Source organism: Paraburkholderia humisilvae, assembly GCF_902859855.1.
Lineage (GTDB): Bacteria > Pseudomonadota > Gammaproteobacteria > Burkholderiales > Burkholderiaceae > Paraburkholderia > Paraburkholderia humisilvae.
The window spans coordinates 102,837-122,858 of sequence record NZ_CADIKH010000006.1 but is presented as its reverse complement, the minus strand read 5'-3'; the positions used below and the strand labels follow the sequence as shown (position 1 = coordinate 122,858).

13 protein-coding genes and 1 pseudogene are annotated in these 20,022 nt (G+C 61.3%); 8 read left to right on the top strand and 6 right to left on the bottom strand.

Annotated features, from left to right (window positions below; all coding sequences use genetic code 11):
* Positions 1–53 precede the first annotated feature (53 nt).
* Positions 54–989: a 2-hydroxyacid dehydrogenase gene (locus HV796_RS07840; protein ID WP_175225900.1), complete on the bottom strand. Its 936-nt coding sequence runs from the start codon at positions 987–989 to the stop codon at positions 54–56.
* 391 nt (positions 990–1,380) lie between these two features.
* Here HV796_RS07840 and HV796_RS07835 point away from each other — a divergent pair, with 391 nt between their 5' ends.
* From HV796_RS07835 to HV796_RS07800, 8 genes are all read left to right on the top strand, one after another.
* Positions 1,381–2,268: an isocitrate lyase/PEP mutase family protein gene (locus HV796_RS07835; protein ID WP_175225899.1), complete on the top strand. Its 888-nt coding sequence runs from the start codon at positions 1,381–1,383 to the stop codon at positions 2,266–2,268.
* Between the two features lie 246 nt (positions 2,269–2,514).
* On the top strand, positions 2,515–3,429 hold the full coding sequence (locus HV796_RS07830; protein WP_246355745.1) for an ABC transporter ATP-binding protein: 915 nt from the start codon (positions 2,515–2,517) through the stop codon (positions 3,427–3,429).
* A complete protein-coding gene (locus HV796_RS07825; RefSeq protein WP_175225898.1) occupies positions 3,426–4,241 on the top strand; it encodes an ABC transporter permease in 816 nt (271 codons plus the stop codon). The genes HV796_RS07830 and HV796_RS07825 overlap by 4 nt, the downstream gene beginning before the upstream one ends.
* A complete protein-coding gene (locus HV796_RS07820) occupies positions 4,223–5,206 on the top strand; it encodes an ABC transporter substrate-binding protein (protein ID WP_175225897.1) in 984 nt (327 codons plus the stop codon). The genes HV796_RS07825 and HV796_RS07820 overlap by 19 nt, the downstream gene beginning before the upstream one ends.
* A 98-nt stretch (positions 5,207–5,304) precedes the next feature.
* Positions 5,305–6,597 carry an amidase gene (locus HV796_RS07815; RefSeq protein ID WP_175225896.1) on the top strand — a complete coding sequence of 431 codons (1,293 nt, stop codon included), beginning with the start codon at positions 5,305–5,307 and terminating at the stop codon, positions 6,595–6,597.
* Between the two features lie 26 nt (positions 6,598–6,623).
* Positions 6,624–7,292 carry a GntR family transcriptional regulator gene (locus tag HV796_RS07810; protein WP_175225895.1) on the top strand — a complete coding sequence of 223 codons (669 nt, stop codon included), beginning with the start codon at positions 6,624–6,626 and terminating at the stop codon, positions 7,290–7,292.
* A 351-nt stretch (positions 7,293–7,643) separates the two neighbouring features.
* Positions 7,644–7,976 carry a hypothetical protein gene (locus tag HV796_RS07805; RefSeq protein ID WP_175225894.1) on the top strand — a complete coding sequence of 111 codons (333 nt, stop codon included), beginning with the start codon at positions 7,644–7,646 and terminating at the stop codon, positions 7,974–7,976.
* A 42-nt stretch (positions 7,977–8,018) separates the two neighbouring features.
* On the top strand, positions 8,019–8,285 hold the full coding sequence (locus tag HV796_RS07800; RefSeq protein ID WP_175225893.1) for a hypothetical protein: 267 nt from the start codon (positions 8,019–8,021) through the stop codon (positions 8,283–8,285).
* A 12-nt stretch (positions 8,286–8,297) separates the two neighbouring features.
* Here the strand turns inward: HV796_RS07800 and HV796_RS07795 are convergent.
* The 5 genes and pseudogenes from HV796_RS07795 to HV796_RS07775 form a co-directional block, all read right to left on the bottom strand.
* Positions 8,298–10,052, bottom strand: a pseudogene (locus tag HV796_RS07795) (ShlB/FhaC/HecB family hemolysin secretion/activation protein).
* Between the two features lie 113 nt (positions 10,053–10,165).
* Positions 10,166–10,480: an outer membrane protein assembly factor BamE domain-containing protein gene (gene bamE / locus HV796_RS07790; RefSeq protein ID WP_246355744.1), complete on the bottom strand. Its 315-nt coding sequence runs from the start codon at positions 10,478–10,480 to the stop codon at positions 10,166–10,168.
* 263 nt (positions 10,481–10,743) lie between these two features.
* Entirely contained in the window at positions 10,744–11,007 is a 264-nt protein-coding gene (locus tag HV796_RS07785) for a colicin immunity protein (protein ID WP_246355743.1), read from the bottom strand.
* A gap of 181 nt (positions 11,008–11,188) precedes the next feature.
* Complete coding sequence (locus HV796_RS07780; RefSeq protein ID WP_175225891.1) at positions 11,189–11,479, bottom strand: hypothetical protein; 291 nt, start codon at positions 11,477–11,479, stop codon at positions 11,189–11,191.
* Position 11,480: 1 nt separating this feature from the next.
* Positions 11,481–19,712, bottom strand: coding sequence for a hemagglutinin repeat-containing protein (locus tag HV796_RS07775; RefSeq protein WP_175225890.1), 8,232 nt, complete (start codon positions 19,710–19,712; stop codon positions 11,481–11,483).
* Positions 19,713–20,022: the final 310 nt, after the last annotated feature.

The window sequence follows — 20,022 nt, the reverse complement described above, 5'->3', positions numbered from 1 at the left end:
CCGATTGCACCGCACGCGGCGCGCGTTTGTTCACCCGCCATTAGCCGTTCGCGTCAGATCGGCGTCAGTACCGCTTCGCCCGCGAAATGACGCATTGCATTGTCGATGAAGTGGCTCACGGACGCCGCGATCGACTCCGGCGACGTGCCGGCCACATGCGGCGTCAGCACGACATTACGCAGAGGCAGCAGTGCCTGCGGCGGTTCGGGTTCCCCTTCGTAGACGTCAAGGCCCGCGCCTGCGATTGTCCCGTTTGCGAGCGCGTCCGCAAGCGCCGCCGTATCGACCACGCTGCCGCGCGCGACGTTGACGAGAAAGCCGCGCGGCCCGAGCGCTTCGAGCACCGTGCGTCCGACCATATGATGCGTGGCCTGACCGCCGGGCGTCGCGATGATCAGATAATCGCTCCAGCGCGCAAGTTCGACAACGCTGTCGAAATAGCGAAACGTGGTATCGGTGCGCGGCTTGCGGTTGTGATAGGCCGTTTCGATATCGAAACCCGCCGCACGGCGCGCGACCTTCATACCGATATGACCCAGGCCCACCACGCCCAGGCGCTTGCCCGATACCGTCGGGCACATCGGCAACTGGTCGCGCCACACGCCGTTGCGCGCCGCATGGTCGCGGTAAGCGATGTCGCGCACTGCGGCAAGCAGCAACGCGAACGCATGATCGGCCACGCAATCGTCGTTGGTGCCCGCGCCGTTGCACAGCACGATGCCACGTGAGCGCGCAGGTTCGATCGCAATGTTCTCGTAGCCCGCACCGAGCGCGCTGACGAACTCCACCTCCGGCAGACGGTCGAGTTCCGCGGCCGTGAGACCTGTCGTGCCGTTCGTCAGTACCGCGCGTATCGCGGCACCGTGCGATTCGATAGCCGCAATGCGTTCAGCGGGCGTAGGCGCATAAACAACCTCGAAACGGGCTGCGACATGCGCATAGCTGTCGTCTTTAAGCGGGATCAGCACAAGCAGTGAAGGCTTATTCATAACCGGATACAAGCTTATGGCGAGAAATGGAAAAGGGATAGAGGAAAACGGCTAACGAACCTTCATCCGCTAACGGAACATTTGTCGGATTCAAGACATTCTGGACACACGAAGTTTAGCAGCGTGCGCTCCGACATCGCACGTTCATCTACCTTGCGAAAGCACGACATCCGATCGGGCACGCGCCCCGGCGATGCGACATCGCGCCTACGCGGCGGGGCGCGCCGTAACAATTTGTCGCCAATCGAATCTCACAAAACCATCTCAATCGGGATATCGCCGCGTGGCTGTGTTGTCCAAACTCGACGCATCGAAGCGACCGGGCTCAGGTATTGCGTTGGTTATGTCCGTTGCTTCCCGATTGTGCTGTATCGATCCATCAAGGTGTCATATGCCAGCCTTCCTCTCCAACCCGGGCAATCCACGTCGACGTCTGCGCGAACTGCTCGATCACAACCGGCCGCTGCTTGCGCCAGGCAGTCACGATGCGCTTTCCGCGCGCCTCGTCGAGCAGGCCGGTTTCGATGCGGTTTACATGGGTGGCTTCGCAACCACCGCATCGCTGCTCGGCAGACCGGACATCGGTTTGCTCGGCGAATCCGAGATGATCGATAACGCCCGCCGCATTGTGCAAACGGTCGGCTTGCCGGTGATCGCCGATGCGGATACCGGTTATGGCAATCCTTTGAACGTGATTCGCACCGTGCGCGATTACGAGCAGGCCGGCGTGGCCGCAATTCATCTCGAAGATCAGGTCAGCCCGAAGCGCTGTGGCCATATGTCAGGCAAGAGCGTGATTCCGGTCGAGGACATGGTGGCCAAGCTGCGCGCGGCCGTCGACGCCCGTACCGATCCCGATTTCGTGCTGATCGCGCGCACCGACGCGCTCGCGGTCGAAGGTGTCGATGCAGCCATTGAACGTGCAAGGCGTTATGCGCAGGCCGGTGCGGACATCCTGTGGATCGAAGCACCGGACACCGAACAGGAACTCGAAAAAATTGCCGATGAACTCGATGGCCATACGCTGCTGTTGAACTGGCTCGAAGGCGGCCGCACGCCCGCGATCGACATCGATCGCATCCGCAAGATGAAATTCGCGCTGGTGCTATTCCCGATCGGCTCGGTGCTCGCGATGGCGTCCGCCCTGCGCGAGCATCTCGCGCATGTGAAAGCGCACGGCACACCGGCGGGGCGTCTCGACCAACTGCCGAGCTTTGACGATTTCACCGATACGGTCGGCCTGTGCGAAATCGGCGCGCTCGATCAACGCTACCGATAGCGGGGCGCGAGCGTTTCATTCGTCACCTGATCGTGAAGCTTTACAACCACGCTTCACGAACAATTCTCTCGCCTTTCACGCGTCACGCTTCGCGCGAGCGACACGTTTCACATTCTTTTTTGATCAGCTTGCCCGGTTATTTTGAGCCGTGCATTGTGCATTGTGCATCGCGTCATCCACATAGCGGAGACGCCGTTGCTGCGGCCGCCTGCGCATGTGCGCTTGCGGAATCGATGAACCCGTTCGATGCCGATCACGATGCCGATCAACGCCCATGCCCCTTCCCCGCCCGCGGTCGCGCGCGATGCGGCCGCATCGCCCGCGCGGCTGCACGTCACGGAGCTGACTCACACCTTCGAAGCCGAAGACGGCTCGCCCGTGCCGATTTTTGCCGGACTCGATTTCAGCGTCGGCAGCGGCGAGATCGTATCGATCGTCGGCCGCAGCGGCGCCGGTAAAAGCACGCTGTTCAATCTGATCTCGGGGCTTTTGCCGCCTCAGTCGGGCCGCATCGCGATTGGTCCGCGCGCCGATGGATCGCCCGGCCGTATCGCGTACATGTTGCAGAAAGACCTGCTGCTGCCGTGGCGTTCGGTGCTCGAAAACGCGGTGCTCGGCATCGAACTGTTTCGCAAGGTCACCGCTCACGATCTCGAACGCGCGCGGCACATGCTCGCGCGCTATGGCCTGGGCGCTGTCGCCGATGCGTATCCGCATGCGTTGTCGGGCGGCATGCGTCAGCGTGTCGCACTGACGCGCACGCTGCTGGTCGACCCGACTCTGGTGCTGCTCGACGAGCCGTTCTCGGCGCTCGACTACGAAACGCGCCTTGCACTCGAAGACGACGTGATGGCACTGCGCGAGACGAGCGGCACCAGTGTTGTGCTCGTCACGCACGACATCGAGGAAGCGATCGCGATGAGCGACCGCGTGATCATTCTCGGCGGCCGGCCCGCGCGCATCGAACAGGCGCTCGACATCGAGCTGACCGTCGACGGCGCGCGTAACGCGATCACCGCTCGCGAAGCGCCCGAATTTCGCACATGGCATGCGCGCATCTGGGGCGCACTGCGCGGACCCACGGGCCAGCCCGGTAGCCGTGAGCGCAGCAGTCAAAACAGCAGCCCGAACCCTGACCCATACCGAGGACTAGCGGCATGAGCGATGCGATTCTTTCCAACCCGCCGGCGCCCGTGCGCGCGAAGCGCCGCGCGTCACGCGATCTGACCGGCGCCGCCGCGGTCAGCGCGATCATGCTCGCGCTGGTCGCGCTGTGGCAGGTTGCCGCCGCGCGCGGATGGATCAACGGCCAACTGTTCGGCTCGCCGGCAGGCATCTACAAGACCGCGCAGATCGGCCTGACGCAAGGCACGCTGATACCCGACACGCTGACCACGCTGTATGAAACGGTCGTCGGGCTGGTGGTCGGCAGCGGCCTTGGCATCGGTCTCGGCCTGCTGCTGTGGTTCGTGCCGCGCGTGTCCGGCATCGCCGAAGGCTTCTCGGTGTTGCTCAACAGTATCCCGAAGATCGCGCTCGGGCCGCTGATCGTGATCTGGTTCGGCTCGGACATGACATCGAAGGTGTGGCTCGCCGGCATCTCGACGTTCGCCGTCGCGATGATCTCGTCATGCGCGGCGGCGCGCGAAGTCGACCGCGACCTGTTGAACCTGTTCCGCTCGTTCAATGCGAAGCCATCGATGATTTTCCGCAAGCTGATCGTGCCCGGTGCGCTGCCGTGGATCTTCTCGACGCTGCGCGTGAACATCGGCTTCGCGCTGATCGGCGCGGTGGTCGGCGAATACATCGCATCACAGGCGGGTCTCGGCCATGAAGTCTTTGTCGCAGGTTCGCTGTTCGACCTCAATACCGTCTGGCTCGGCATCATCGTGCTGACGTTGATGGCCACGCTGCTCACGTGGATCGTTCAATTCGCTGAAAAAAGGATCATCACATGGAAAACAAAACGATGAAGCGGCTCGCCGTGATCGCCCTCTCGCTCGCTACGGGACTCGGATTGCAAAGCGCCTATGCGGCGGCGCCTGAAAAAGTGGTGGTCTATCAGGCGTTCCAGTCGATCCAGTATCTGCCGCTTTATGTGGGCATCGACAAAGGCCTGTTCGCGAAGCACGGTCTCGACGTGCAGAAAGTGACGGCTGGCGGCGGCGCGGCCGGCGTCGCCGCGGTGATCGGCGGCCATGCGGACTTTTCGCTGCAGGACCCGATGACGGCGATCCTCGCGAATCTCAAAGGCGCGTCGCTCGTGAACGTCGCGAACGTGGTCGCGGGCGTGCCGGTCTGGGTGATCGCGCCGGGCAGTTCGCCGCTGAAGAGTCCGACCGACCTTGCCGGCAAGAACGTATCGACCGCGCTGCCGCCGACCACCAGTACCTATCTTCTGCAACGCCTGATCAAGGAACAGAAGATCAACGACGTGAAGCTCGATACCGTGCAGATCGGCACCGAACTGTCGCCGGTCACCGCCGGGCGCGCGGACGCCGCCGCGCTTTACGAACCGCAGGTCGATGAAGGGCTCGCGCAGGGCTACAAGATCGTTTACGGGTTCCCGAAAGCTTATCCGGGCGGCTATGCGTTCTCGACGATCGACACGCTCGCGTCGACAATCAAGGACAAGCCGCAAATGGTTACGGCATTTGTCAAAGCGCTCGGCGAAGCGGAAGCGCTGATCCAGTCATCGCCGGAAACCGCGAAGGCAGTGGCCGCGGCGGAGTTCCCGACGCTGTCGAAAGCAGTGGTCGATAATGCGGTCGAGCGCCTGATCGGCCAGAAAATCTACGCACAAACGCCGGAGATTTCCGAACAGGCGTTCCGTAACGCGCTCGACTTGCAGGAATACATTGGCAACATCAAGCCGGGCTCGGTGACATACGCAAGCGCGGTCGACAATTCATTTGCGAAGGCGACCGCCGGAAAATAGGCGCGCAAGATCGGCGATGCGGGCGCGCCGGTCCGACTGCCGTCGCGGACCCACACCGCGCGGCCCTGCCCTTCGTTCAACTCCGTCAACCCACCTCCATGAAACTCGACAACCAGCCTTGGGCCACGACCCTGATCGCGAGCCGCGGCGATGCGCAAGCGTGCGCGTCGCGGCTCGCTCAGGCTCGCGCGCGCGCCGACGAGCGTGACCCGCAGTTGAAGGCTTTTACCTTCCGGCCCGATCACTACGATGGCGTCGACCACGCGGCCAGCAAGCCGCTCGCGGGCATGCCGATCGCCGTGAAGGACCTGATCGCAACCGCCGACATGCCGACCACCTACGGCTCGCCGGTCTATGCAGGCCACCTGCCGGCTGAAGACGCGGCGATCGTCGCGCGCATTCGCGAGTTCGGCGGCATCGTGTTTGGCAAGACCGTGACCACCGAATTCGCATGGCGCCAGCCGGGGCCGACTGTCAATCCGTGGAACCCGCTGCATACGCCGGGCGGCTCGTCGAGCGGATCGGCCGCCGCGGTCGGCGCGGGTATCGTGCCGCTTGCGGTCGGCACACAGACACTCGGTTCGGTGATCCGTCCGGCGGCTTATTGCGGCGTGGTCGGCTACAAGCCGACGCACGGGCGCGTGCCGACCACGGGCGCCCATCCGCTGTCGCAATCGCTCGACCATATCGGTTTCTTTGCCAATCGCGTCGATGATGTGGCGCTGGCGCACGCGCTCTTCGTTGATGGCAATCCCGACGCGCTCGCCTCTGTCGATGCATGGCAGGCCGCTTTTACGCCGCGCCGCCCGATCTCGGTCGGCATTATCCGCACGTCGCTCTGGTCGCGCGCCGACGACGAACAGAAGGCGAATTTCGAAGCATCGATCGAACGGCTGCATGCCGCTGGCGTGCAGCCGTTCGAATTCGAATTGCATGTGGATTTGCCGGTGATCGTCGATGCACTGCATACGATTCTGCAAGTCGAAGCGCATCGCAACATCGGCCCGGTTGCGGCGACCCATCCGGACAAGGTCAGCGACCGGATGAAGGCGCTGGTCGAAGCCGGCGCCGCGGTGCCGGCCGCAAAGTACGACGAAGCGCGCACGCTGCAAAAGGAGCTTTCCGCGCAATCGGCGGCATTTGTCGGTGGCTGCGACGTGCTCGTGTCGCCGCCGGCGACAGGCGGCGCGCCGCGCGGGCTTGACGATACCGGCGACGCGACGTTCTGTGTCCCGTGGAGTTTTCTCGGTATGCCGGCCGTGACGATTCCTTCGGGGCGCACGGCGAATGGGTTGCCGCTTGGGCTGCAACTGATCGGCGCGCGCGACGCGGACCGCAGCGTGCTGGAGTTCGCCGCGTGGGCGCAGGCGGTGTTGCCGGCGTTCGGCTAACGTTTATCGACAAAAAAAGGCGCGCCTTGACCCGACACTTCCAGACCGCCCAGCAATACGTGCTCAACACACTGCGTGCGGAGATCCTCAGCGGGCTTCATCCGGCGAACACGCGGCTGCGGCAGGAAGAAGTCGCCGCGCGGCTCAACGTCAGCACGACGCCGGTACGCGAGGCGTTTCGCGATCTACGCGCCGAAGGGCTCGTGTCGATCGGTCCGAACAGGGGCGTCGTCACGCGCGGGCTGACCGCGATCGATGTCGATGAGATCTACGAACTGCGGATGGTGCTCGAACCGATGCTCGCTCAAAAGGCCTGCGTGCGTGCGAGCGCCGCGCAGCTCGATGCGGCGCAAGCGTGTCATCGGACGATGCTCGCGACGGATTCGCCGGAAGCCTGGTCGATGCTCAACGAGACGTTCCACGAGCATCTGGTCGCATGCGAAGCCGATACGCGGCTCTTTGCGATGGTGGGTGCGCTGTTTAGCGTCGCGAGGCCGTATGTGGCGCTCGCGATGCATGTGCGGCGGGACATGATGGCTAGCAATAACGATGAGCACGCGGCGTTGCTCGCGGCTTATCGGGCGCGAGATGAGAAGGTCGTGTATGAGCGAACGCGCGAGCATTTGAAAAATACGCTTGCGGCGGTGGTGCGGTGTGTGAGTGGGGGGACGGAGGGGGTGACTGCGGTCGCATAGGGTGTGTCTTTCCGAAGGTCGGAATTTGTACGGTCGACATTATCCGTCGCGCGACGATCATAGCTTGTGCGGTTGATCTTTGAGCATATGTGTCGCCCTATACTTCGGACGCCGTCGTAACCTCGACGGTTTGGGCTTGGCAGCCTGACCGCTTCGAGACCGGCACGCCCGTATATATGCGGGCCGTGCTCTGCCTCTGTACGTCCGTTGTCAATGGGCGGGCCGTGGCAGGGAGACCTTCGGGGTCTGCCGGTTTTGGTCTCGGCGCCGGTCTGCCAACCCTGCCATCGTGCCCGCTCACCATCCTTTCCAGGTCGGTCGCGGGCTTTCTCTGACAGAGGAGGACGCACAGTGACCAACACCCCCAAAGCAGTTTCATTTGACAACGGTCAATGCTTTCCGTCGAAGCAGCATAGAAAGCGCTATGCCCACCTCGAGCGATTCAGCCTCGCCGCCGTTACCCATGCTGTTCGCACCAGTCATCAACTGACGCAAATCAGCGCAATGCTAAGCGCGATCGCGCGCAATGACGCGTCGCCTGATGAACGGAAAGCATTGCTCCTGGGACTTGAAACGCTGGCACAAGGCTATGCGTCCGAAGCGCGCATGGACATGGAACATATGTCGATCGCGCAAATGAGATATACGCCGCGCTGGAAAGCGTTCAAGAAGTGCAAACAGTAAACTCGTGGTGACTTGTCGGAGAAGTAACGGGAGGAATGGATTATGAGCACAAAAGCAAGCATCAAATGGCGCGACAGAACGGCGAGTCAGCCGGGGTTTCATCTTTATTTCGATGTGCTCGACGATCTTGTTGATGGTCGGAACGAAACTGCGGTCTATCTGCGTCTCGATGGCGTAGCGGTTCACCTGGAGACCACGCGCGACGGCGATGCGTCCGTGACGGTCGAGCTGCCACAGGAGACCGCACGCGCGCTTGGACTTATTCCCGATGCGGGCATCGGGAGTGAAAGCCCCACTCCGCCCCGATAGTCGAGAGTGCCCTCAGAACCGTGCTGTGACTGCAACGCCCACCGTCACACGCGCGGTTGGGAACCCAGCCGGTTTATAAAGCGGCCTCCCAGCGAACAGGTCGTATGACACGCCGACGAATTTCGCGGGGATGCCGCCACGCATGCCAATCACCGCGCCAGCCAGTTGGGTCCCGGCCAGAAATGCGGTGTTGGGTCCGAACACTTGTCCGTAATCGATCCCAGCGTACAGCGTCTGCCCTGTTTGCAAGATCGGCCATTGCAGTTCGTTGCGCCAATAGAACCCTTTCTCGGCTGCGAGCATGGTTTCGCCATCGAAGCCGCGCACGGTGTAGCGGCTGCCAATCGTCAGGTCGTCGAGATAGAACAGTGTGTCGCTCGTGAATTGTCCGTGAACGGTCATCACGTAACGGAAGTTCTGTTTCGCGACCGCAAATGGAACGGACAGGTTCGCATCGAGCACGGCCATGTGATAGCGGTAAGTGGGTCCGACCGGATACGGATCGGGCGTCGCACCGAGCCCGCCGATGCCCTGACGGTATGCAAGGGTCCCGTCGAACTGCGATGCGCCGAAGTAATGCCGGTCCGTCAGGCCTGCTTCCATGAACGTGTTGTTGCGCTTTTGCTACGGAATCGTCGTATCGTCGATGAAGCTTTCACCGAAGCGCTTCGAAAGCTGGAAGTACCCTCCCAATACGTCGTTCTGGCTGCGTGTCAGCGCGCGCGCGATGCGCAGAGCCGCGGTTTGTGAATTGCCACTGGAGACGAACGTCTGGTTGACGCCCGCAATGTTCTGATAGTAGGTGTTCGTGTTGCCGGAAAGCGTTGCTGTCCAGTAGCCGAACGGCACAGAGTACGAACCGTTGAAGCCGTGCGAGCCGAGCGATTTGTTGCCGAACGATAGGTCCTGATTGGCGCCGGCCATCAATATGTCATTCAGCCCGAGCGGGTTGTCGATGCCGAGGCTGAGGTTGCCTTGCCATTTGCCCGTCGCCTCAGTGCCGGCGTTGTCGATTGAAGCGACGAAGGTCCAGGGTTTCGAGCGGTTGACGTTCAGCACGACATCGCTTTCACCGGGCGTGTCGGTCGGTTCGATCTTCATGTCGACGTCCTGCGATGCGACGCGCTTCATCTGCTCCAAGCCTTGTTCGAGATCGCGAAGGTTTAGCAGGTCGCCATCGCCAAGCGGGAACGCCGACTTCCACGTGCCCCGCGTGCGTGGATCGGCGAAGCGCATCTGGTGTACGACTCCGGGTATGAGCGCGAACTCGAGCCTGCCCTCCGATAGGTCCTGCTGTGGTACAAGCACGCGCGTCGTCACGTAGCCGCGACTCAGTATGGTCTGCTGCAAACCCTTGGTGAGCGTGTCGATGCCTTCCTTGCCGATGCATTGGTGTTTGTAGTGGTCGAGCCATTCGCGTGCGAAAGCGAACGGGTCGAGTGGTCGTGCTGACGCTCCCCTGCTTCGCGCGGCGTCGGATAGCGCCGCGGGGACAGTGAGCGCGAACGAGCTGATACTAAAGCACGGCGACTCTTGTGGAAGTGCGGGATAGCCGGCGATTGTCGAGATCGTCGAGCGTACGACGGGCGTTTGAGTTGCTGCGGCGCGCTGCTGTGCTTCGCGCTGCTGCTGTAGTTGCTGACTCTGCTCTGCATTGGCGCGCGCTGCTGCGGCGTCATCGGCTGGCGTCGGTGCTTGCTGTGCATTTGAGGCGAATGTTACCAGGGCTGTGAGCGGCAAAGCCGCTAGCCTGCTTGTGACTTTCATGGACTGCAACGGATGTGATTGACGTGCGTACCGAGGCGAACTGCGGATTTTCTTATCCGCCTCGGTCTATGTGGGACTGGAAAAGTCTCGAATTTTGCTTCCAGGACTATCCGCTATTGCGGAAGGATTCCGTTCCTGACTTCTTCCTTGCTCGCCTGCATCGAATAGTTTCTTACGACGCCCTTGTCGTCAAAGAAGACCACCAGTTCCTTTTTGTCCACATCCGCGCCGGAGGTGAAAATATTGGCGAAAGGGACAAAATTGATCGCTTTTGCTGTGGAGTACGTGTAACGATAGCGCCATAGTTCGTTGCCGCTATCGGTGAATGACGTTTCCGTAGGGTCCCCAAACGCTGATCGAATGTCGTCCTTCGTACTCTTGCCCTTGGTGATTTTTTCTCCGACGGTGGCCTGGTTTTCCTTCTTCAATTGCTGGACTCCCTGACTTGCGCAGCCTCCCAGTACTACTAATGATAGTACCGTAACAAAAACGCTTTTTCTTAACATCTCATCCTTCCCTGTATAACTTCATCGGCACAGTAATACTTTTCGTGACACGCCGATGTTGTGACACGAAAATTTCTAGTTTGGCTACCGCCGCTCGCCAACGTTGCCGTATCTGGCACGTACCCCGTTGTGATCAATCATGCATCTTGCTTGGTCGTAGGATGCAAGTAAGATGCCGATTGTCATCACGCACGACCCGTTATTGGCAGCATAGTGATGATGAACGTATCGTGTTCCGGAAACTCGGATCGGATGAATTCGATCGCAATTAAGTTGTTTTCGTGTGCAGCCTTCGCGTCTAAGGGCGGCTCTGCGCCATCCCATATGCAGTCAATACGTGCTTCGAATCCTGGATTCCTCCATATTCCTCCTTCGATACGAGAAACGAGCAAGCCTCTTTTCGCAGCGCGTTCGCAGACCTCAATCGCCGCCTCTGGGGTGAGCTTCATGACAATATTGCCATGAAGAGAAAAAAATCTTCTGCGTCAGCGTAGCGTTTCCAAGGGTCAATACGTTCATTCGCGTTACTCATTTACTTTCCCTTTACATCGTTCCACTGAATTCGACCGTCAACAATCCAGGCCGGATCTTTCTTATTGCTGACTTGAACCATTTCACCGGTTCTTGTTACTACGATTGAAGCAATACCGCGCACAGGTTAGCGATTAATTCTTCAGCATCCCTCTTATAGCGTTCGTTCCACGTTGCGGCCCAATCGCTCGGCTTGCCGTCGGATTCCCACTCGTCTAGTGCCAAGGCATTAACTATTTCGAGCTCAAACCAACAGGCGTGGTATGCAGATCTCCGTTTCTCATCTTGAAGAGCATCGTGCAATGTTTCCGCATCCTGCACGAATCGAGCATACTCAAGATGATCCTTTGCAGCTGTCCGGGCACGCTCAACTACGTCCTCAGCTTTCATATCATTTCCCATACTTGACCGTAATCACCTTGCCTTCACTATTCGTAACCACTGAAACGTTATTTTTAGGATCATAAAATACCGTCGTACCGCCACGGCTTGGCGTTGGCACACCATTATCGATCGTATTCTTGATAACTGAAGGTGTTAGTCCTCGATCCTGCATTCGATCAAGCGCGTGCCCCGCATAGTCTGTTCCATCAATATTGGCTGGTGTGTTACGAGTTGGTTGATATGCCGGATTCTTTGGTTGGTTGAATTGATTGGCCTTGCTACCCGTGGGAAGGGATGCATCAGACTGGCCACCACTCGGCGCCTGTCCGTTACCGGTGTCGTTTCCGTTATTAAAAATGACATTCCCGGGCACAGACCCCGGCGTCGCCACCGCCCCCATCGCCATTGAAGCACACGCGCCCGCATTACCCTCCGCACATGCCGCTGCGACGATTCCGGCCAGCACGGGTGTCACAACCGCCCCCGCCGTGCCAGTCGGTGGCTTACCGCCATTCATTGCGTCCGCCAGCGGGTCCGCATCTGCCGGCGGCGTTTGCCCATTATTGCTTGCCACCTGCCCCGCAAACTCTTTGGCCCAGCGCGCAAGGTCCTCGACCGGGCTTCCATACGTGCGCTTCGCCCAATCGCCGATGGAAACCTGATTATTCTCCACTTCAATCCGCGCCGCGCCAGTCGCCGTCGCCGCATTCGTCCCGGTCGCCGTTGCAATCCCCGCAACGAGACTATTCACCAGGTTCTCACGCGCCACGCGATCGACAGCCGACATATTCTCCGTCGGCTTGAGCAGCGACCCGATCACCGAGCTCGCCGCCGCGCCCATCGCACCCGCGCCGCACCCCTGACTACTTGCCGCAGCGCCAGCACAACCGACAATCGCGTGCAACGCCGCGCGCGCTGACTCACTGTCGAGCGAATCAGCAATCTTCTTAACCTGATACGTGCCGAGCTCCTGAAAATACGCCACCGTTGCAGCCTGCGCGTACTGCCCGATGCCGCCCGTCACATTCCCGCCAGCGGCCACCGTCAACGCCGTCAACACCTGACGATACGAACCCTTCGGCCCCCATTCATCGTTCAGTTGATCGGCCTGCTGTTGTGCCGCTGCCCGCTGTTCCGGCGTCAGGTTCGGATCGCTGGCGGCGGCCTTCGCCGCATCGGCTTCCCTCGCCCGATTGTTCACGAACACGCCCGCCTGCGCGACAAACTGGCTCGCGATATCAAAGCCCGCCTCGATCTTCTCCTTATCGAAGATCGGCGCAATCGTCGCCTGCGTGCCTGACGTATCGCGGCTGATGCTGGCGACCGCTTCGTCAGCGCTCTGCCCGCTCAACGCGCGCTGTTTCGCATCGTCTGTGATGCGAATCGCACCGTCGCTGATCGCGCTTCGCGTCGTCGAACGAGCGTCGTCCGAAGCCGACAGCGCCACGGGCGGCGCGAGCGATACGCCGTCCGCCCCCGGAAGCGTCGAGCCCGGAATCGGGTTGACGTTGGTCGCTTTACCTTTCTGGTCCGTGCCCATGCTGCCGCCGTACCCGCCGCCGACGCCCACCGACGAACCGCTATACGCAGCCCAATTTTCGATATCACTATGCGTAAGCGTCGTCGTACTCAAGCTGTTCGCGCCGCTCGCGACCGCCGCATCGCTGCTCGCAATCACGCCGCCTTTCAGATCGGTGTTCCCCTTCACGTCAATCTGGAAACCTCGATCACCCGCACGGATGCCCGACTGTTCGGTCACGCTCGCGTAGTCGCTGTTCAGTTTTTCCTGACTGAGGTTGCCTGACACGCTCGATGCACCGTAGCAAATCGGCGGCACGCATACGCTCACCGACACACCACCGCTCGTCTGCTTCGAGTCGTAGTGGCTGGTGTCCTGCAAGCTCTCGATGTTCAGGTTTCCGCCGATGTTCGCAACGACCTGCTGTGCGTCGGCTGTCGCGCCCCTGAGCGTCGTGTCGCCGCCGGAATGCAGCGCGAGCGTGTCACCAGCGGCGACGTGCGTGTTGGTCCATGCGGTGTCTGCACCGCTGCCATGACCCTTCGCGCCCGATACACCAACCTCGAACGAGATACCGTTGCTTTGACCGAAGCCGAACGTCACGCCAATCGCGCCGCTGGTGCTGCTGTTTTCGCCGCGCGTGACATCGCTGTTCTGTGCGACTTGCAACACGATATTGCCTTGCGCGTCGAGCGTCGCATTGCGCCCCGCGGTCATGTCGCTGCCGGTCACCGTGACATTGCTGTTCGCACCAGCACCCGCAGCGGATATATTGACGTCACGTCCACCGCTGACGCTGCTGCCCACCACCGTCGTCACAGACTCGGATGTGTTGCTATGACTGTGGCTCGTCCCAAGCGAAACGTTTACGCCAATGCCTCCAAGATGCGATGGATCAGCGGCAACGGCATCGAAGGCGTTCTTCACCGCAAGTCCTGTGGTCGCGGCCGCGAGTGCATTCAGACGCACATCGCCCTTTGTGTGCTGGACATCCTTGCGCATCTGGTTCGCGGTCTGCGCTGCTGCGATAACCGGATTGCTCAGTCCAGCGGTAATTCCCGTCTGGCCAAACGACTGCTGCTCGTCGAATGTCGCCGTATTCCGGGCAGCATCGATCGTCACCGTCTTGCCGCTCAGATTCACGTCATGGCCAGCGTGCAGCGTGCTGCCGGTCACATGCAGGTCGTTGCCCGACGACACGCTCAGATTGCCGTTCAACGAGCCGACCATGCTTGCGTTGTTTGTCACCTGTGTCGATTGCTGCGCATCGGTTGTCTTGCGCACACCGATCGAATAGCCTTGCAGCCCACCGTCGAGCTGATTCAGCAGATTAAGTCCCGACAGGAACCCATACTCACGCTTCTGATAGTCGCTCTGCGTGCTCTGCGCGTCCTGCGATGTGGTGATGGTTACGTTACCGGCCGCGGCCATTTTCACGTCGTACGTACCCACCACGTTACTGCCCCGAACCGTCAGGTCCTTGCCTGAGCCGATCGTGACCGTCTCCCCCGATACCGTACTGGCAACGCCTACGTTCGTTTGCGACGCGTGCATTTCATCCGTTGTCGAGCCATGCACGAAGCTGCCGCGTCTGGACGTTGTCGCCGAAAAGCTGTCATGTTCTTCGCGCGCCTCGATGAGGTCGACGTTGCCGGATGCCGCGATGTTGGCCGCAGCGGTCCCGGCAGAAAGGGTCGAGCCTGTCAGCGCGACATTGCCTTTAGTGTTATCCGCACTCAACGCCGCCAGCGTGCCGCTACCGCCGGCCGTGAACGAAGTACCGACCGCCTGTTCGTCGTAACTTCGATCTTCTCCGCTGCGAGTCTTGTCGCCGCGCGTGACATCGTCACGACTAGCCGAATTCGTGACCGTCGTAGCTGTCAGGTTGCCGCCCGCGACCGCCGCCAGATCGCGTCCCGCGCTGACCGTCGCACCGTTGAACGTCATGTCGTTGCCGCTTTGCATCGCGAGGCTGCCGTCCGCGCTGATGCCGCTCGTCTGGTGCTGCGTCGTATCCGTGCGTACAAAGTTGTCAGCGTTCCTCGTGACCGACTGCGAGGTATGCGATTCGACCGTATCGACCCTGAGGTCATGACCCGCCGCGATCTGCGCATCGCCGCCTGCCGCGATGCTCGCACCGCGCACCGTCAGGTCATGGCCGGCCGCTATCACCATGTCGCCCGTCGACACTATCGCGCCTTGCGCGCCGAGCAGGGTCTGGTTGACCGCGCTGTTGCCCGTTGTAGAACGGATACCCGTGTTATCGACGAGCGTGGTGTTGACGATGTCATGGCCAGCCAGCACGGCAACCCGGTTGCCTGTGATGCGCCCCGAAGCGTTGACTACATCGTTTATCGCTGAGACAACGGTCGTTCCATTCTGCGTACTGCTGCCAATCACGCCGCCGCGATTCAGAACACTGGTGGCGCTCACAACAGTCCGCGTGCCGCCTTTGACCACGCCCGAATTGTTCGCGCTGCCGGTTGCATGAATCGCGATATCGTCGGCCGCAATCAGCGCGCCGGTTGGTTGCAGGTCGTTTGCGCGCGTGTGTGCAAGATAGACAACCGGGGCAAGCACGGTTTGCGTCGAACCATCCGGCAACGTGACCGTCTGGTTGACGAGCCACACGATGTCGCTGGTCAGCGCGTCCATCTGTGCGGCCGTCAGTGCCACACCGGGAACAAGACTGAACGCCTGCGCGACATGTGCGCCGTCGTTCATCAGCGCGCGATATTCGTCTTCATTGCTCGCGTAGCCTTGCAGGTAGGTTCGGCCGGTCAGTTGCGTGATCTGGTTGCGCACGAGTTGCTGTTCGTACACGCCATCGCCCAGGCGCTTGATGGTCCTTGAAGGATCAATGCCAAGCTGACCGAGCATATAGTCGCTCGAAATAAAACTCGCGTAACCCGTCAGGCGCGGGTCGGTCACGACGAGGTAGGACGCATCGCGCGCGGTGTTGTACGTGAACAGGCCGCCTTTCGGCAACGTGATCGCGAGCGCGCCGTTCGGCCCTGTGATGGACTGCGGCGCATTGACGGTGTCGCTCACCCGCCCGTTCGCGCCGAGCGTCCCGCCTGTCGCGCCGGTGGCCGAGTTCGCCGCCGCGACATTCGTGTTGCTGATGTCGGTTGCACTGATCTGCACCGCGTTGTTCGCGATGATCGTGCCGCCGATCCCACCGATTGCGACCGGTGTCAGAATGATGGACGGCTGCGCGACCGCGCCCCGGTCGCGGCCGATGTCCTCGTTCCATGCGTACGTCGAGACGATGTCCTGCCGCTGGTACTGGTACAGGGTCTGTCCGGTGTTATCGACAAGCGTTGCCCCATAACCGTTGCTGCCGATCGCAATGTCTGCCCCCGCGGCAATCGCGCTGTATGCGTTGTTGACCGTACCGACATTGGCAAGCGTCACGTTGCCGCCCGCGATCAATTGTGCCTGCTGAGCCTGCGGGCCAGTGACCCGATCCTGCTGCGTGGTTATCGTCGTGTCGCGCGCGACTTCGACGCGCTGGTAATGGTGGTGCGCCTGGTTATCGCCAGGATATTCCGTCGCCGGGTCGAAGTTGACATGCGGGTCGTAGTCATCCCAATAGGTGACCGTGATCGTGCCGTTCCTGTTGGCCGTGATGGTGTTGTAGTAGATCGTCTGCGGCTGCCCGTTGACGTTCACCACCAGCATGCGGTCCACGGCATTCGGGCCGTCCGCTGTCGAGACGACGTCCGCGCTGTTGTACGTGACGTTGAGCAGATTCAGATAACCGTAGTCCCATACGTCCTGCGTACACGACGAATGCGAATTCGCGTTCGTGAGCGTACATGCCATGTACTTGTCGCGCTTGGTCTCGTGAGTCGTTTCGACGCCTGTCGTCACGGTCTCGACTGTCGGCGCCGGGCGCGTGTTGGTCAGCGTGTCTGCCGCGATTTCAATGTTGCCTTGCGCTTCAATCGTCGACTGGTCGTTCGTCACCGTATTCACGCGGTTCGCGAGCAGGCCGTTTGCATCGCGTGTGCCGTCCGCCGCGATGTTGATGTCGCCAAGACTGAAGATGCTCGCGCCGCCCGTGTTCGCGATGCCACCTGATGCGTACAGATTGACGGCCGACGCTGCCGCAACGGCCGCCGCGGCGCCCGAATTGGTGATCGACCCGGCGTTCAGCGTGACCGTATTCCCGACGATCGTCGCGATGTTTGACAGGGACGTGCTGTGCGTCGTCACGCTGTCGCCTTCAATGCGGCCAGCGTTGCTGATCGCGCCCGCGGCATTGACCGTGGTATCGATCGCATTGATCTTCGCGCCAGCCTGGTTTTCGACGTTCGCTGCGCTCACCGTCAGCGCATTCACTGCGCCGAGCGTGCCCTGATTGGTGAACGTACCGGCTGTCGTGAATGTCAGGTCGTGATTCGCCTGAATGTTGTTCGCACCGTCCAGCGTGTAGTCGCCGCCGATCGTCACCGCGCCATCGTTGCCCGCGATGATCGTGCCGTCGCCCGTCAGCGTGCCGGTCACGACACTCAGGTTCTGGTCGCTGCCGATCGCCCCGGCCTGGTTGGCCAGCGCGCCGGTACTGATTGCGACCGAGCCGCCGCTACCTGCTTCGTTACCAATGCGCCCGCTGCTGTTATCGAGCGAAGCGGTGTTGAGCACAACCGCGCCGTTGCCGTAGATCGTACCGCCCGCATTGACCAGCTCCGCGGCCGGTCCGTTGAGCGTCACATGGTTCGCGCCCGATAGCGTCGCGTTCGTGTTGTCTGCGAGTTGCGTAATGTTCAGCGTCAGGTCATGGCCTGCGACGAGCTGCGCGCGGTTCGTATTCGACAGCGATTGCGCGTTGACCGTCACGTCGCCGTTCCCGCCGATCGTGCCCGCATTGCGGTTGATGATGCCGGCCGCACTGACAGTCGTTGCGCCGGTTCCCGTGTTGGCGATACGGCCGTTTGTGTTGTCGAGCATCGCGCCGGTGACCGCGAGCGTTGCCGCGTCGCCGTCCGCCTCGATCTGCCCACTGGAATTGTCGATTGAGCCTTGCGCCGACACCGACACATCGCGCGCACCAACATATCCTCCCGCGCTGTTGTCGAGCGAAGCAACGTTGAGCGTCGCCGCTGTCCGTGCCGCGAGCGCACCGCCGCGATTCGCGACCGCGCCTGCGCTCACGTTGAGCGCGCCGCTGGTTGCGATCGTGCCACCGTTGTTCGACAGCGCGCCCGCATTGACCACGAGCGCCCCGTTGTCCGAACTCGCGAGCGTCCCGTCATCGTTCGTGAGCGTCCCGGTTGCGCTCACGTGGAGCGGGCCGCCCGCTGTGGTCGTCGCACCCGCCAGGTTCAGGTCGCCGCCCGTCGCTGCAAGGCTCATTGCGCCGTTCGCCGACGTCCTGCTGCCCGCAAGACTGAGCGCCCCACCCTGTACCGTCGCGTTGCCGCCCGCCACGTTACGCCCACTGGCAACAAGCGCGCCGGTCGACGTCAGCGACAGGTTGCCCGAACCCGCAATCGTGCCGTCGCGATTCACACCCGCACCGAACGTACCCGACGACGCGACGCTGCCCGCGCTGACAGTCGCGTCCCGCTGCGCTGCGAGCACGCCGCTACTGGTGAACGCGCCCGCCGTGTTCGCACTGACGTTCTGCTGTGCATAGCTGACACCACTGTTGTCGATGCCATCGCGCGCGCTCGCCGAGATATCGCCCGTCGCGGTCGTCTGCCCCGAGAGCTCGAGCTTGCCCTGTGCCGTCAGAATCAGGTCGCCGGCCTGCGCGGCCAGCACACCTCGGGTCGACACGCCGACGCCCTTCTCGGTGCCGACGAGGACGATGCGGTTCGCGTACATGCCCCCAAGTTGACTCACATCGATCGACACGCCCGGTGCAGAGCCATCACCGGTGATCGGCGTAGCGTTGAGTGAGCCATGATCGACGGCATTCGCGCCGGTCACGACGTTCAGGTCCTTCGCGTAAATCGCGGCATTTGCCTGCACGGCGCGGGCGAGCAGATCGACCTGGTCAGCCTCCGAACCATTCAGCCCCGCGCCCTGAATGCTGATCGTGCCGCGCGAGACGTTGAAGCCGGCAAGGGAACCGTCCGCCGCAAAGTTCGGCGTGCCTGTCGTGAGAATCGCGCGCGAAGTATTGATAAATCCGCCACCGTTGACGGAAATTCCGCTCCCGTTGGCAATGACCACCTCCGCGCGCCGCCCCGCGACCTCCAGATACCCGTTGATCTGGCTGGCCGCGCTGCTGTTTACCTGATTGACAATCACGCGCGCCGCGTCACTACCGCCGAAGTCCGGATTGCCGTTGATCAGGCCCGCCTGCTGCGTCCGTACAACCGTCGGAGAGTTGTTCAGGATCGCGCCACGCTGCGGTACGTCGAACTGCCCGTATGTGTTCATCGAGACGCCCGCGCTCGACGGGCGATGAATATTCACCTGTGGGAGCCCGTTCTGCGTCTGGATCACGGTGGGACCGTTCGGACCGGCCGGAACAATCGTTTCAGGCGTCTGTGCGCGGGACCATGACGGCACGCCCCCCAACATCACAAGGATCGCGAATGCGATCGGCCTGAGAGCGGGCGCTACGGCGCGATGTGTCGCGGCGCCCACGGTCGGAATGCGGATATGACTTGATTCGTTACTCGAAGCAGTCGCGGTTTCCGCGACTGCAACGAGCATTTCTCTCAGCCGGCTGTATGCCAGCCGGTAATTGTTTTTGTTCATCGACGTCGTTATGGAATGCTAATTTGCGACGCTGCGTAATCTATCTTCACACGACAGACCGCGTCCCCACCAACGCGCCAGTGGTGAGCGAGACGCAACACATTTTGCTAAATCGGAGTTCTCTTATCGAGCGTGCGCACCAAACACGGTAGCTCGGATCGCCAGAAATGGTCAGAAATCTTGAGTGGCTTTGCGCCAGGATGATCAGACGCAATAAGTACGTAAGGTGATCAGGCCGCCGGATATATCGCGAAACATCTCAAACCCTAATCTTTTTTGCATCGATAAAACGCACATCTGAACTGCTGCC